At 73.6% G+C, this 14,532-nt stretch carries 12 protein-coding genes; 5 read left to right on the top strand and 7 right to left on the bottom strand.

Annotated elements, in window-relative coordinates; all coding sequences use genetic code 11:
* Positions 1-261: 261 nt before the first annotated feature.
* A complete protein-coding gene (locus tag MXD58_RS07895) occupies positions 262-1,869 on the bottom strand; it encodes a carboxyl transferase domain-containing protein (RefSeq protein ID WP_248838004.1) in 1,608 nt (535 codons plus the stop codon).
* A 383-nt stretch (positions 1,870-2,252) separates the two neighbouring features.
* Here MXD58_RS07895 and MXD58_RS07900 point away from each other — a divergent pair, with 383 nt between their 5' ends.
* A complete protein-coding gene (locus tag MXD58_RS07900) occupies positions 2,253-2,750 on the top strand; it encodes an SRPBCC family protein (RefSeq protein WP_248837904.1) in 498 nt (165 codons plus the stop codon).
* A gap of 91 nt (positions 2,751-2,841) precedes the next feature.
* Here MXD58_RS07900 and MXD58_RS07905 read toward each other — a convergent pair whose 3' ends face one another.
* The gene (locus MXD58_RS07905) at positions 2,842-4,143 is read right to left on the bottom strand and encodes a DUF5925 domain-containing protein (RefSeq protein WP_248837903.1); all 1,302 of its coding nucleotides are present in this window, start codon (positions 4,141-4,143) and stop codon (positions 2,842-2,844) included.
* 170 nt (positions 4,144-4,313) lie between these two features.
* Between MXD58_RS07905 and MXD58_RS07910 the strand changes: the two genes are divergently transcribed.
* The 3 genes from MXD58_RS07910 (at position 4,314) to MXD58_RS07920 (ending at position 7,219) form a co-directional block, all read left to right on the top strand.
* Positions 4,314-5,405, top strand: a complete 1,092-nt coding sequence (locus tag MXD58_RS07910) for a DUF3710 domain-containing protein (protein ID WP_248837902.1) — start codon at positions 4,314-4,316, stop codon at positions 5,403-5,405.
* A gap of 165 nt (positions 5,406-5,570) precedes the next feature.
* Positions 5,571-6,407, top strand: coding sequence for a precorrin-4 C(11)-methyltransferase (gene cobM / locus MXD58_RS07915; protein WP_250609154.1), 837 nt, complete (start codon positions 5,571-5,573; stop codon positions 6,405-6,407).
* Entirely contained in the window at positions 6,404-7,219 is an 816-nt protein-coding gene (locus MXD58_RS07920) for a cobalt-precorrin-6A reductase (RefSeq protein WP_248837900.1), read from the top strand. The genes cobM and MXD58_RS07920 overlap by 4 nt, the downstream gene beginning before the upstream one ends.
* On the opposite strand, the gene MXD58_RS07925 is transcribed toward MXD58_RS07920, so the two are convergent.
* From MXD58_RS07925 to fabG, 5 genes are all read right to left on the bottom strand, one after another.
* Entirely contained in the window at positions 7,164-8,933 is a 1,770-nt protein-coding gene (locus MXD58_RS07925; RefSeq protein ID WP_248837899.1) for a precorrin-2 C(20)-methyltransferase, read from the bottom strand. The two genes, MXD58_RS07920 and MXD58_RS07925, sit on opposite strands and share 56 nt — an antisense overlap.
* Entirely contained in the window at positions 8,930-9,418 is a 489-nt protein-coding gene (locus tag MXD58_RS07930; protein WP_308301926.1) for a precorrin-8X methylmutase, read from the bottom strand. The genes MXD58_RS07925 and MXD58_RS07930 overlap by 4 nt, the downstream gene beginning before the upstream one ends.
* A 19-nt stretch (positions 9,419-9,437) precedes the next feature.
* Positions 9,438-10,583, bottom strand: coding sequence for a UDP-glucose--hexose-1-phosphate uridylyltransferase (locus MXD58_RS07940; RefSeq protein ID WP_248839699.1), 1,146 nt, complete (start codon positions 10,581-10,583; stop codon positions 9,438-9,440).
* The gene (locus MXD58_RS07945) at positions 10,580-11,764 is read right to left on the bottom strand and encodes a thiolase family protein (RefSeq protein ID WP_248839700.1); all 1,185 of its coding nucleotides are present in this window, start codon (positions 11,762-11,764) and stop codon (positions 10,580-10,582) included. The genes MXD58_RS07940 and MXD58_RS07945 overlap by 4 nt, the downstream gene beginning before the upstream one ends.
* A 96-nt stretch (positions 11,765-11,860) precedes the next feature.
* Positions 11,861-12,619, bottom strand: coding sequence for a 3-oxoacyl-ACP reductase FabG (fabG, locus tag MXD58_RS07950; RefSeq protein ID WP_248839701.1), 759 nt, complete (start codon positions 12,617-12,619; stop codon positions 11,861-11,863).
* A gap of 379 nt (positions 12,620-12,998) precedes the next feature.
* Here fabG and MXD58_RS07955 point away from each other — a divergent pair, with 379 nt between their 5' ends.
* Positions 12,999-14,228 (top strand): acetyl-CoA C-acetyltransferase, encoded by a 1,230-nt coding sequence (locus MXD58_RS07955; RefSeq protein WP_248839702.1) that lies wholly within the window; start codon positions 12,999-13,001, stop codon positions 14,226-14,228.
* The last annotated feature ends 304 nt before the right edge of the window (positions 14,229-14,532 follow it).

Genomic DNA, 14,532 nt, shown 5'->3' on the forward strand with positions numbered 1-14,532 from the left:
CCGGGCGTCCCGGCGTCGGCCGGCGCACCGGCACCCGGCCCGGTCTGGATGGGGGGCGCATCGGCTGAGTGGGGCGCCGCACCGTTCGGGCCGGGCCCGTCGGGCGCCGCCCGAACGGCACCCTGCCCACCCGTCACGCCGTTGTTACCCGCGGTCAGGTCAGTGGCTGACAACCTGTTCCCTCACACTCTCCGCCATCCGCGCTGTTCCTCGACTCCCAGCGGACGTCCCGCGCGATCGCGCCGACGCCCACCAGCCGCCTCACATGCGGAACACTCCGTAGCCGATCGGGTCGAGCGGCGCGTTCGCTGCGACCGAGAGTCCCAGGCCGAGCACCATACGGGTGTCCGCCGGATCTATCACCCCGTCGTCCCACAGCCGCGAGGTGGAGTGGTAGGCGCTGCCCTGCTCGGCGTAACGGTCGAGGATCGGCGCGCGGAAGGCGGCCTCGTCGGCGTCACTCCACGCGACGCCGGCCGCAGCGAGCTGGTCGCGCCGGACGGACGCGAGCACCGCCGCCGCCTGGTCACCGCCCATCACCGAGATCCGCGCGGTCGGCCACATCCACAACAACCGCGGCGAATACGCCCGTCCGCACATGGAGTAGTTGCCCGCGCCGTACGAGCCGCCGATGACAACGGTGAACTTCGGAACCCGCGCGCACGCCACCGCGTTGACCATCTTCGCGCCGTGCTTGGCGATGCCGGCGGCCTCGTACTCGCGGCCGACCATGAACCCGGTGATGTTCTGCAGGAACACCAGCGGGATGCCGCGCTGGTCGCAGAGTTCGATGAAGTGCGCGCCCTTGAGGGCCGACTCCCCGAACAGCACGCCGTTGTTCGCGATGATGCCGACGGGGTGGCCGTGCAGCCGGGCGGTGCCGGTCACCAGCGTCGTGCCGTACTCCTGCTTGAACTCGGCGAACCGGCTGCCGTCGACGATGCGGGCGATGACCTCGCGCACGTCATAGGGCGTGCGCCCGTCCGGCGGCACCGCCGCGTACAGGCCGGCCGGGTCGACGGCGGGCTCCTCGACGGGCTCGACCTCCCAGGGCCGCGGCGCCCGCGGCGCCAGGTTCGCCACGATCGAGCGGACGATGCGCAGCGCGTGCCCGTCGTCGTCGGCCAGGTGGTCGGTCACCCCGGAGGTGCGCGCGTGCAGCAGGCCGCCACCGAGCTCCTCGGCCGTCACGACCTCACCGGTCGCGGCCTTCACCAGCGGCGGCCCGCCCAGGAAGATCGTCCCTTGGTCGCGGACGATGACCGTCTCGTCGGCCATCGCGGGAACGTAGGCGCCGCCGGCCGTGCACGAACCGAGGACGGCGGCGATCTGGGCGATACCGAGCGCGGACATCCGGGCCTGATGATAAAAAATGCGGCCGAAATGGTCCCGGTCCGGAAAAACCTGGTCCTGAAGGGGCAGGAACGCGCCGCCGGAGTCCACCAGGTAGAGACAGGGAAGCCGGTTGTTCATCGCGACTTCCTGCGCGCGTAGATGCTTCTTCACCGTCAGCGGGTAGTACGTGCCACCCTTCACGGTGGCGTCGTTGGCGACGATGACGCATTCTCGCCCGGATACCCGGCCGATTCCGGTGATGATGCCCGCGCCCGGTACGGGGTCGTCATACAGCCCGTTCGCGGCGAGCGGGGAGAGCTCCAGGAACGGACTGCCCCGGTCGAGCAACGCGTCCACCCGGTCGCGGGGCAGCAGCTTGCCCCGGTCGACGTGGCGGGCCCGGGCCTGCTCGGAACCGCCTACGGCCGCGACGGCCAACCGCTCCTGCAGATCTGTCACGGCGTGCCAGTGGCCCTCGGCGTTTCGCCGCGCCTGTTCCCCCGCCGCATCGACCCGGCTGGTCAGCACCGGCATCGCCGAGGCACGGCGCACCTCCGCGGTGGGCCTTCCCCCGGTGATTGCGGTGTCCACCACGGTCACGGTCACCCCCACAACAACGACCAAGCAGCAAATAGGACGTATTCCCAGGTCAACCGCTGCCAATCCCGTACATCCGGCGTCGCGCCGGCCGCCACGCGCCCGGACAGACCATCACCCCCGGACATCCCGGGGGCGGAACTATCCACGCCGCCGCCGATCCGAATTGCACCGTCTCACCCACTGCGGCTTACCATAGCCGCCATCCGGGCGGACGCGGTCATCCCCGACATCCGACCTGGTCAACCGCTATCCGTCGATACCGGCCGCCGGCCGCCGTCGGGGTGTGCCCTACCCGCAGGCAGGCTAACCTGCTGCCCGTGGCCGGACTGTTCCTCGAGGCCGCGGGGCCCGCACGTGTCGCGGAAAGCTGGGAGCGCTACGCCCAGCCAGCCCGCTGGCCGGACTGGGCTCCGCAGGTCCACCGCGTGCGGATCGACGCCAACGCCGACGCCGGCATCGACGCCGACGCCGACGCCGACGCCGACATCGACGGCGGGGCGCGCGGCGAGGGCGGCGCGGACGGCGAGCGCATTCACCCCGGAATGACCGGCGAGGTCCGGTCCTTCCTGCCTCCCGCCGCCCGGTTCGTGATCACATCCGTCGACGAGCTGTCCCACACCTGGTCGTGGCGGGTGTCGATCGGCCCAGTGCGGCTGACCCTCGACCACGGCGTCGAGCCCTGTCTCGACGCCGGCACCACCACCTGGCTGCGCCTGCGCGGGCCGCTGCCGATCGTCCTCGCCTACGCCCCCCTCGCGCGCCTCGCGCTGCGCCGCCTCGTGCGCGCCGAGGCCCCCGCCACGCTGGCGCCCTGACCAGGCGCGGGTCAGCCCCGCGCCGGGCCAGAGCGCAGTCAGGTGGATCGCCCTCGGGGTGGTGTGGTCCGACCGCGTACCTACAGGCGCACTAGAGGTACAGGCCGTGGCTCGGATCACTGTGGGCCGGCCGGGGCAGGCCGCGGCCGTCACGCAGGGCGAACAGCTCGGCGAGGGTCATCGTCGACCCGACCCCGTCGGCCGACCCCAGCCAGGACACCGCCTCCCCGTGCGGCAGTGCACCGACCTCGATCTGCGCGAGGCAGCGCCCAGGGCGCACCACCGCCGGATGCAGGCGCAGCAGGTCCTCGTTGGTGGTCAGCGCGACGAGCACCTCGCGTCCCTGCCCGACCAGCCCGTCGGTCAGGTTGAGCAGCCGGGACAGCTGCTGGCCGGCCGAACCCCGGCCGTCGCCGCGGATCAGCTCGTCGCAGTCCTCGATCACCAGCAGGCGCCAGCGACGCCCGGATGACTGCCCCATCCGGTCCGCTGGGGCGTCGGCCTCGCCGTCCGGGCCCGCACCGTTCGCGGCCGCCATGTCGGCGAGCGCTGTGTCGGCGAGCGCTGTGTCGGCGAGCGCTGTGTCGGCCAGTGGACTGTCGGCGAGGTCGATGTCCGCGTCGGGGTCGGCATCGCCATCGTCGTCGAAGCCGATCGCGACCTCCATCAGGTAGGCCGGGTCGGCGAACAACGACTCCGGGTCCAGCACGCAGTCGACCTGACACCACGACCGCCACTCGTTGGCCAGCGCGCGCAACACCGTGGTCTTGCCCGTCCCGGCCGGGCCGTGCAGGAGGATCAGCCGGCCGATGATGGACTCGCGGCGGACCGCCATGAGCTTGTCGAGGTCCGCGACCGCGGTGGAGGCGTAGTTGCCGCGGATCGCCGACCAGCTCGTCGTCGCCGTGCGACGACTGGTCCGGATCGGCCCGCGCTGGCTGGACAGGTACCAGAAGCCCATGGTGACGGCGCTCTCGGGGCCGGTGTCGACCGTCGAAGCGCGCAGCACGTCGTCGAGGACACCCCGGGCGAGCTGCTCGGTGACAGCCGTGACGGTCACCTCCCCGCCGCCCCCGCGCCAGCGCACCGCCCGCACTGTCCAGCCCTCTCCGACGGCCAGGCGCGAGTCACGGGCTTCTTCGACGACGGAACGCAGCAGACGCGCTCCGGTGGGCAACAGGGTCGCGCCTGGACGGAGCCGATCGACCCGCGCGCTGCGCGCCCACGGCTGTTCGCCGGTCGTGAAGGGAGCCAGCGCCAGCGCGTCGACGACGTCGTACGGGGTGTCCGAGTCGTCGAGGCCGACGACGAACGGGAGCTTCATCCCTCCGCTCAGCGATTCGGAGACCATCCAGGACTTTGGCAGCGACGCCTTCTCGTTTGGAACAGACACACTCTCGATGGTCCCGGACGCGCCAGGATTCCACCATCCCGTTACGGGATTTCTCCGCCACGTTGCCGCCAACTTCGGTCTACGCACCCCGCCCAGGCGGGCACCCCCCGGCGCGCCTACACGCTGCATCTGTCCGGTCACTGCAAGCTGCGGACGGGAGGTGGTCGGCGATGTTCGGCGGACGACTCGGCACCAGGGGACGGCGCGACGGCGCGCGGGCGGGCGCGGGTGGCGGGCCCGACCCGGCCGACGGGCGAGCCGACGAAGCGGTGATGCCCCCACCCACCGGCCCCTTCGACCTCGCCGACCTGCCAGCCGACGGCCGGGAACGAGCCGACTTCGGCGCCCTGCTGGTCCCGCGCGTCGCCGGCACCTGGCTGCGGCTGTCCGCCGGCGGCCCGGTGCCCGTCCTGATCGCCACGGACGGCGTGTCCGCCCTGGAACTGTCGGTGCTCGCCGCCCCGCGTCGCCAGGAGCTGTGGGCGACGATCCGCGCCGACCTGCTGGCCGCCGCCTCGGGCGACCCCGACGACGACCCCGACGACGACCCCGACGACGATGTCGACGACCCCGCCGACGACGCCGCCGACCGCGCCACCGGGGCGAAGGACCTCCTCCTCGGAGTGGACGCCACCCGACCAGACCTGGCCGACGATTGCACCGGCTGGACCCCCGCTGGGGGGCCGCTGCCCGCCCGCCCGGGGCAGGACGGCGCCGACCTGAACGCCGCGGGCACCACCGGGCCGACGGGCACCGGCCTCGAGGCGGCCGAGCGAAACCCGGCCGGCGAGGACTCCACCCAGCCGGACGTCCACGAGACGGACGCCACCGCACGGGACGCCACCGCACGGGACGCGGCCGAACGGGACACGGCCGAACGGGACACCCTCGAACAGGATGGGGCTGACCCGGAGGCGGACACCGATCAGGCCGTGCGGGCGGGTACCCGCGGACCCGAGCTGCATCTGCTGCTCGACACCGATCACGGCCAGGTCCCGACCCGCATCGTCGGCGTCGACGGGCCCCGCTGGTTCCTGTGCGCGGTCTTCACCGGGCCGGCGGCGACCGATCCGGCGTCGGCGCCGGCGCTCGAGGAGCTGCTGGGCGCGACCGCCGTCGTCCGCGGCACCGACCCGATGCCCGTGCGCGAACCCATCCCCCTGATCACCCCGGACCGGCCCGGGGAGCGGATCGTCGACATTCCGGCCCAGCGTTCGACGCCCGCGACGGTCACCGTGCGCGTACCCGATCTCCTGGGCTGACCGGGCCCGCGGGGGCTCCCCGGCCAGGCATGATCATTTTCGGGACGCCGGGCGGGCCGCGCGGCTGCTAGCGTTTCCCGTCGTGCCGAACTCCGCGCGCCACTCCCACCGCCCGCACGCCGCCGAGGGGCGGGCCTGCGCCATGCCGGGGGCGCTCGAGCGAGCGTGCGGGTTGCGCCCGGGGACGGCGTGACAGTCCACTTCATCGGGGCCGGGCCGGGCGCCGCCGACCTGATCACCGTGCGCGGCCGGGACCTGATCGCGGCCAGCCCCGTCTGCCTCTACGCCGGCAGCCTGGTACCCGCCGAGCTGCTGGCTCACTGCCCGCCGGGTGCCCGCCTCGTCGACACCGCCCGGATGACCCTCGACGCGATCGTCGCGCAGCTGTGCGCCGCGGACGCCGCCGGCCACGACGTCGCCCGGCTGCACTCGGGAGATCCGTCCCTCTACAGCGCGCTGGCCGAACAGACCCGCCGGCTCGACGCCGCCGGGGTGACTTACGACGTCACCCCAGGGGTGCCGGCGTTCGCCGCCGCGGCGGCCTCGCTGCGCCAGGAGCTGACGGTCCCGGGTGTCGCCCAGAGCGTCGTGCTGACCAGGACGTCCGTGGTGTCCAGCCCGATGCCCCCCGGCGAGGACCTGGCCACCCTGGGGGCGTCCAGGGCAACACTGGTGCTGCACCTGGCGGTGCACCGCGTCGAGGAGCTGGTCGACGCGCTGCTGCCCGGTTACGGGCCGGACTGCCCGGCGGCGGTCGTGGCGTGGGCGAGCCGCGACGACGAGGTGATCCTGCGCGGCACCCTCGCCGACATCGCCGGGCGTTCCCGCGCCGCCGGCCTGACCAGAACCGCCGTGATCATCGTCGGCCGGGCGCTGGCCGCGGACGGCTTCCAGGACAGCTTCCTGTACTCGAAGACCCGCTTTGCCCCGGTCGACGGCGAGGACGCGCCGGCCACGGGCTGGTCCTCCGTCCCACCGCCGCCGCCCGCGACGCGACCGTGACCGCACCGACCCCCGGCGGGCCGCGGGTACTGCTCCTCGGCGGCACCGGGGAGGCCCGGCGGCTCGCCTGCGCGCTGACCGAGGACGCCGGGTGCGACGTGCTCTACTCGCTGGCCGGGCGGGTGCGCGACCCGCGGGTGCCGCCGTCGTGCCGGGTGCGCGTCGGCGGGTTCGGCGGGCCGGACGGGCTCGCCGCGCTGCTGCGCGCCGAACGGATCGACACGCTGATCGACGCGACGCACCCGTTCGCCGCCCGGATGAGTGCCTCGGCGGCGACGGCCGCGGCGGCCACCGGCCACCCGTTGCTGGTCCTGCGCCGGCCTGGCTGGCGGGAGCGGCCGGGCGACCACTGGCAGCGGGTCCCGTCGCCGCCTGCCGCCGTCGACCTCGTCGAACGGTTCATCCCCGACCGCCGCGGCGCCGGGACGGTGGCTGGCGGCGACCCGCCGCGGGTGTTCCTGACGACCGGGCGCGGTGACCTGGCCCTGTTCGCGCGCCTGGACCGGCCCTGGTTCCTGATCCGCTGCGTCGAACCGCCCGACCCGGCGCTGCCGCCGCGCCGCGCCATCCTGCTCGACCGGGGGCCGTTCGACGTCGACGCCGAACGGGACCTGCTGCGACGGCACCGCATCGACGCCGTGGTCACCAAGGACAGCGGCGGGTCGATGACAGCGGCCAAACTGACCGCCGCCCGCGAGCTGGGGCTGCCCGTCATCATGATCGACCGCCCGCCGGTGCCGGCGGGGGTCGACGTCGTCAACTCCGTCGAGGCGGCGCTGCGCTGGCTGGCTGGCTGTACCGACGCGGGGTGAAGACCAGGTCGCCGGCGCCGCCACGGCGCACGGTCCTGGTCTCGGAGGAGCCGACGAGCAGCAGGCAGCGCATGTCGACGACGGCGGGATCGAGCTCGCCGAGCGTCGTGACCGTCACCGTCTCGGTCGGGCCACCGACGTCGCGGCCGATCACCACCGGAGTGCTCGGCGCGCGGTGTTCGCCGAGCACCGCCAGCGCGCGGTCGAGCTGCGCGCGCCGTGTCCTCGACGCCGGGTTGTAGATCGCGAGAACGAGGTCGGCCTCGGCGGCGGCCCGCAGCCGCCGTTCGATGATCTCCCACGGCTTGAGCCGGTCGGACAGCGACAGCACACAGAAGTCATGGCCCAGCGGCGCGCCGACACGGCTCGCAACGGCCTGGGCGGCGGTCAGCCCCGGCACGACACGCACCGCGACCTGCGCGAACCGCTCCTGCGCCGCCGCCTCGACCACGGCGGTCGCCATCGCGAACACCCCCGGGTCACCGGAGGACACCACCGCCACGACCGCGCCGTCGGCGGCGAGCTCCAGGGCGTGTTCGGCGCGGTCCGCCTCGACGGTGTTGCCCGACGGGTGGCGGCGCTGGCGCGGGTCGACGGGGACGCGGTCCAGGTACGGCCCGTAGCCGATCAGGTCGTCGGCCGCGGCGAGCGCCGCGGCGGCCTGGGGAGTGAGCCAGCCCGCGTCGCCCGGCCCCAGCCCGACGACGACGACCTCGCCGCCGTCGCGCCCGGGCTCCGTCACCCCGACCGGGGCCGTCTCCTCCCCCGAGGCCGCCGCACCGTGCGACGCCGCCCCCTCGATGGGGGCCACCGCCTCGTGCTGAGCCACCGCCTCGCGCTGAGCCACCGCGTCGTGCTGAGCCACCGCGTCGTGCTGAGCCACCGCGTCGTGCTGAGCCACCGCGTCGGCGTCGACTCCCCGCGCGCCGACGGTGGCGCCCGTCAGCACCCAGTCGGCCTGCGTGGCGCGCAGCGGGGCGGGGTCGTCCGCGCCGCGTACCGGGCTCGGCAGCACCGCGAGGGAGAAGTACGGCACGCTCGCCGGGTCCACGTCGGCCAGCGGGGCGATGCGCTGCCCGGTGGTCGTCGCTCGTTCGACGTACCAGGCATCGGCGAGGCGGCCGGCGTCGGCGAAGGCGTCGCGCACCCCGGGAAACGTCCGGCCCATCTTGATCACGACAGCGGTGTCCGTGGCGGCGATCCGCTCGGCGAGCGTCGCCGGCGCGAGGGTGCCCGGCAGCACGGTGAGGACCTCGTTGCCCTCGACCAGCGGGCGGCCCAGCACCGCGCAGCCGGCGGACAGCGACGTCACCCCGGGGACGACCTCGGTCGGGTAGCGGTCGGCGAGGCGGCGGTGCAGGTGGATGAACGAGCCGTAGAAGAACGGGTCGCCCTCGCTGAGCACGACGACGTCCCGGCCGGCGTCGAGATGGACGGCGAGCCGTTTGGCGCACTGCTCGTAGAACTCGTCGATGGCGCCCCGGTAGCCGCCGGGATGGCTGGTCGTCCCGGTCGTGACCGGGTAGACCAGCGCCTCCTCGACCTGGTCGCCACGCAGGTGGGTGGCGGCGATCGACCGCGCGATGCTGCGGCCGTGGCGCGCGCTGTGGTAGGCGATCACGTCCGCCGCGGCGATGAGTCGGGCCGCCTTGACCGTGATCAGTTCGGGGTCGCCGGGACCGACGCCGACGCCGTAGAGCCGTCCCGCGCTCATTCCTGCTCGCTCGCGATCGCGTTGATCGCGGCGACCGCCATGGCGCTGCCGCCGCGCCGGCCGTGCACGACGAGGTACTCCAGGCCCGCCGGGTCCCCGGCGAGGGCCCGCTTCGACTCGGCCGCGCCGATGAAACCGACCGGCAGGCCCAGCACCGCCGCGGGGCGCCCGGCCCCCGCGCTGACGAGTTCGAGCAGCCGGAACAGGGCGGTGGGGGCGTTGCCGATCGCGACCACGGACCCGGCGAGCCGGTCGGCCCACAGGTCGACGGCGGCGGCGCTGCGGGTGGTGGCCCCCTCGGCGGCGAGCCCGGGGACCCGCGGATCACCCAGCAGGCACAGCACGTCGTTGTAGTCGGTGTGCTCGCCGATCAGGTTGACGCGGCCGGGGGAGCGGACGAGATGGCTCGGGCGGGTGCCGTACGTCCGGGTGAACAGTTCGACGGCGCGGCGCGCCCCGTCGCGCCGCTTGCCCGTTCCCGTCATGGCCGCTCGCCGGTCCCCGTCATGCCGGTACCGGGGCGCGCAGGCGGGCCGCGGCCTGCTCGGGGGTGATGTCGCGTTGGGGGCCGGCGAGCATCTCGTAGCCCACGAGGAACTTGCGCACGGACGCGGATCGCAGCAGCGGCGGATAGAAGTGGGCGTGCAGCTGCCAGTGGTCGGCCCGCGCTGGGTCACCGTCGGGGCTGCGAGTGCCGTCGGGGCTGCGAGTGCCGTCGGGGCCGGTGGGGGCACCGTGCCAGCCCATCGAGTACGGGAACGGCACGCCGAACAGGCCGTCGTAGGCGGCCAGCAGCAGCCGCAGGATCCCGACGAGGCCGGCGCGGCCGGCGTCGTCCAGGTCGGTGAGTCCGCTCGTCGGCCGCAGCGGCAGAAGCAGCGTCTCGAACGGCCAGACCGCCCAGTAGGGGACGACCGCGAGCCAGCCACCCTGCGCCGCGACCACCCGCTCGCCGGCGGCCAGCTCGGTGGCGGCGTAGTCGACGAGCAGGCGACTTCCGTGCCGCCGTAGGTGGTCGCGCTGGTGGACGTCTTCGGCGGCGGGCTCGTCGGGCAGCACGGAGCTGGCCCAGACCTGGCCGTGCGGGTGCGGGTTCGACGCGCCCATCGCGGCGCCCCGGTTCTCGAAGATCTGCACCCACCGCCAGCGCCGGCCCAGGTCGCGGGCCTGCTCCACCCAGGCGTCGACGACCCCGCGCAGCTCCGGGCCGGACATCGCGGCGAGATGGGTGTCGTGGCGTGGGCTGAAGCACATCACCCGGCAGATGCCGGTGACCGCCTCGGCGCGCAGCAGCCCGCCGCCGGGTCCCGCCGGCGGGTCGAGTTCGGCGGTGCGCGGGACCGGCGCGCCCCCGCCGAAGTCCGGGCCCGGGTCCGGCCGCAGCGCCGGGTAGTCGTTCGCGAACACGAACGGCCCGGTGTACTCGGGATTGCGGCCCTCACCGGCACCGCGCGGGTTCCCCGGGCACAGTGGACAGGTCGGATCGTGCCGCGGCGGCGCGGCGGGGCTGGCCGCTTCGGCCGAGCCGGACCACGGCCGACGGTCGCGACCGGCGGAGACCAACGTCCAGCGACCGCGCAGCGGATCGAACCGCCGGTGCGGCGCGGGCGGTGCCGCGTCCGCCGCGTCCGCCGCCTCCGGGCTGGTCAAAGGCGCTCGATGAGGGAGGCGGTGCCGAGGCCGCCGCCGCAGCACATCGTGATCAGGCCGTAGCGCCCGCCGGTGCGCTCGAGCTCGTTCAGCGCGCGGGCCAGCAGGATGCCGCCGGACGCGCCGAGCGGGTGGCCGAATGGGATGGCGCCGCCGTTCGGGTTGACCTTCTCGAGGTCCGCGCCGAGCTCCTTGCGCCACGCCAGCACCACCGCGGCGAACGCCTCGTTGACCTCGAAGACGTCGATGTCGTCCATCGTGAGACCGGTGTCGGCCAGCAGTTTGCGGGTGGCGGGGATGGGCCCGGTCAGCATCGTCACCGGGTCGCAGCCGACCAGCACCGAGTGCACCAGCCGGGCCCGGGGAGTGAGCCCCAGCTCCTCGGCCCGCGCGGCCTTGGCCAGCAGGATCGCCGAGGCACCGTCGGCGATCTGCGACGAGGTGCCGGCGGTGTGCCGGCTGCCGCCCGGGCGGTCCGGCACGTTGACCTTCAGCTTGGCCAGGCCCGCCAGCGTGGTCGGGCGCAGCGCCTCGTCCATCGCGAACGGCTTGTGACCGACGGTCGCGCCTTCGTCGTCCGTGACCGGTGCGGAGACCGGCACGATCTGCGACGTGAAACGGCCCTCGGCGACCGAGACGGCGGCGCGCTGCTGGGCCAGCAGCGCGTACGCCTCCAGGTCGTCGCGGGACAGGCCCCAGTTCTCGGCGATCCGCTCCGCGCCCTCGAACTGGGTGGTCACCTCGTAGTGCTCGCGGAACCGCTCGCCCCGCCCGGTGCCGTACGTCGGCTCGGTGCTCGCGGTCATCGGCACCTGGTTCATCGACTCGATGCCGCCGACCACCGCGATGTCCGTCAGCCCCGAACCGACCAGGGCATGGGCCATCGTCGTCGCCTGGTGCGACGATCCGCATTGGGCCTGCACCGTCGAACCGCCGACTTCCAGTGGCAGCCCGGCCCCGAGCCAGGCGTTGCGGGCGATGTTCGCCGACTGCTGCCCGACCTGGCTGACACAGCCGACGACGAGCTGCCCGACCAGCGCCGGGTCGAGCCCGGTGCGGTCGAACAGCCCCCGCAGGACATCGCCGAGCAGGTCCGGCGCCTGCACGTCGCGCAGCGACCCCTTGCGCTTGCCGATCGCCGACCGGCAGGCGTCCACCACCACGACCTCGGTACCCGTCATCACGTCACCTTCTTGGAAGTCAACCGTCGGAGCGGGAACTGGATCGGATGGTTGCCGCGGGGGTCGCCCGGCCGCGCGCGGGCGCGGCCCCGCCGCCTAGGCCTTCGGGCCGCCGGCGACGTAGATGATCTGACCGGAGACGTACCCGGCACCCTCGCTGACCAGGAACGACACGGTGTGGGCGATGTCCTCGGGGACGCCGACCCGGGCGACCGGGATCGACTTCGCCCGGTCGATCTGGTACTGCTCCCAGTCCTGGCCGAGCCGCGCCGCGGTGGCCTTCGTCATCTCGGTGGCGATGAAGCCGGGGGCGATCGAGTTCGCGGTGATGCCGTAACGGCCCAGTTCGATGGCGATCGTCTTGGTGAAGCCCTGGATGCCGGCCTTCGCGGCGGCGTAGTTCGCCTGGCCGCGGTTGCCCAGCGCCGAGGTACTCGACAGGTTGACGATCCGGCCGTACTTGGCCTCGACCATGTGCTTCTGCACTTCGCGGGTCATCAGGAACGCGCCGCGCAGGTGCACCGCGATGACCAGGTCCCAATCCTGCTCGGACAGCTTGAACAGCAGGTTGTCGCGGGTGATGCCAGCGTTGTTGACCAGCACCGTGGGCGCGCCGAGCTCGCTGGCGACCCGGGCGACGACCGCGGCGACCTGGGCGGCGTCACTGACGTCCGCGACGGCGGACAGCGCCGTGCCACCGTCGGCGACGATGCTCTCGGCGGTCTCCTTGACGGCGGCCTCGTCGAGGTCGAGCAGGGCGACGGCGAACCCGTCGGCGGCGAGGCGGCGGGCGGTGGTCGCGCCGATGCCCCGGGCTGCCCCGGTCACGATCGCGACGCGTCGGGTTTCGGTCATCAACATCTCCTAGTTCACGGTGGGCAGCCGTTTCGCGGCAGGTGGCGGTGATGACGGGCAGGCGTTCGCGCCGCGCGCGTTCGGCGGCGCCGGTGAACCGCGCACAGCCGACGCCAGCCGCACAGGAGCGTCGGCGAGGGTCACCGGCGCAAAACCCTACTCGGCACTCCAGGGCCGTGCCAGAAATGCGGATCAGCACACACCGGCCCATGATCAGTGCGTGCTGCGGAGAACGATCAGCCATCATCGTGAATCGGGAATGTGCGTCGTGCCTGCGTTATTGTCCTGACAAGCCGGCGCGGGAACGCGGCGTGAGGCCTCGCCCGGTACGCGCGGACCAGGTGTGGGCCCGGCGGCCGAATCGCAGACAGGAGTTCTCATGCGTGACGCGGTGATCTGTGAGCCGGTTCGCACGGCTGTCGGACGGTACGGCGGCGTGTACAAGTCGCTGACCGCACACGAGCTTGGCGCCTCCGTCCTGCGCGGGCTGCTGGAGCGCACCGGCCTCGGCTCCGCCGACATCGATGACGTGCTCTTCGGCTCCTGTTATCCGACGATGGAGGCCCCCGCCCTGGGCCGGGTCGTCGCGCTCGACGCCGGCCTGGACATCTCCGTCCCCGGCCTGCAGCTCGACCGCCGCTGCGGCTCCGGCGTGCAGACCGTCGCGATGGCCGCGATGCAGGTCCAGACCGGCGTCTCCGACCTCGTGCTGGCCGGCGGCGCCGAGAGCATGAGCAACGCCGCGTTCTACTCGACCGGCATGCGATGGGGGCCGAACTCGGGCTCCATCACCCTGCACGACGCGCTGGCCCGCGGCCGCACGACCGCCGGCGGTGTGCACCACCCCGTCGAGGGCGGCATGATCGAGACCGCGGAGAACCTGCGCCGCGAGTACAACATCTCCCGCGCCGAGCAGGACGAGTTCGCGCTGCGCTCGCACCAGCGCGCCGTCGCCGCCCAGACCGAGGGCCGCTTCGCCGACGAGATCATCCCGGTGACCGTGCGCGGCCGCAAGGCTGACACCGTCGTCGACACCGACGAGCATCCCCGCGCCGACTCCAGCCTGGAGACCCTCGGCCGCCTCAAGCCCATCATGGGCCGCCAGGACGCCGAGTCGACGGTCACCGCCGGCAACTCCTCCGGCCAGAACGACGGCGCGTCGGTCTGCGTCGTGACCCACCCGCAGGAGGCCGAACGGCTCGGGCTGCGTCCGCTCGCCAGGCTCGTGAGCTGGGCCGTCGCCGGCGTCGAGCCGTCGCGGATGGGCATCGGCCCGGTGCCGGCGACGGCGAAGGCGCTGGAGCGCGCCGGCCTGAAGCTCTCCGACATCGACCTGATCGAGCTCAACGAGGCGTTCGCCGCCCAGGTCCTCGCCTGCACCCGCGAATGGGGCTTCCCCGCCGGCGACTGGACCGGCGGCGACTGGGACCGCTTCAACGTCAACGGCTCCGGCATCTCGCTCGGCCATCCGGTCGCCGCGACCGGCGGCCGCATCCTCGCGACCCTGCTGCACGAGATGCACCGCCGCGAGGTCCGCTACGGCCTCGAGACCCTCTGCATCGGCGGCGGCCAGGGCATCACCGCCATCTACGAGCGCATCGCCTCCTAGTCCGGCGTTCACGGCCTTCCCTGAAGAGCGCGGTCATCGGTCAAAACGATTTCGGTGTGACTCCTGCCTGATTTGCTTTGTACGGAACGACACAAAAGCCCAGCGACGCAATCCTCAAGGCTAGCGTCGACCACGCTCGATGATTCTGACCATAGCGCCCGCTCTGTGCACATTCGTGGACAGCGCATGTGCGCCCGGCGTCACCGGCCGGGGCCCCGGCCCCGGCCGGTGCGCCGCGGAACACTCGGATCTTGGTGCGCCGCGGAACACTCGGATCTTGGTGCGCCGCGGAACACTCGGATCT

The sequence above is a fragment of the Frankia sp. AgKG'84/4 genome (genome assembly GCF_023242965.2).
Lineage (GTDB): Bacteria > Actinomycetota > Actinomycetes > Frankiales > Frankiaceae > Frankia.

What these genes read in the sequence shown, in the direction of transcription:
- MXD58_RS07910 (WP_248837902.1), top strand. Translation starts at nt 4,314, where the DNA reads ATGTTCGGCGGACGACTCGGCACCAGGGGACGGCGCGACGGCGCGCGG.
- MXD58_RS07945 (WP_248839700.1), bottom strand. Translation starts at nt 11,764, where the DNA reads ATGACGGGTACCGAGGTCGTGGTGGTGGACGCCTGCCGGTCGGCGATC.
- MXD58_RS07925 (WP_248837899.1), bottom strand. Translation starts at nt 8,933, where the DNA reads ATGAGCGCGGGACGGCTCTACGGCGTCGGCGTCGGTCCCGGCGACCCC.
- MXD58_RS07955 (WP_248839702.1), top strand. Translation starts at nt 12,999, where the DNA reads ATGCGTGACGCGGTGATCTGTGAGCCGGTTCGCACGGCTGTCGGACGG.
- fabG (WP_248839701.1), bottom strand. Translation starts at nt 12,619, where the DNA reads ATGACCGAAACCCGACGCGTCGCGATCGTGACCGGGGCAGCCCGGGGC.
- MXD58_RS07895 (WP_248838004.1), bottom strand. Translation starts at nt 1,869, where the DNA reads ATGCCGGTGCTGACCAGCCGGGTCGATGCGGCGGGGGAACAGGCGCGG.
- MXD58_RS07930 (WP_308301926.1), bottom strand. Translation starts at nt 9,418, where the DNA reads ATGACGGGAACGGGCAAGCGGCGCGACGGGGCGCGCCGCGCCGTCGAA.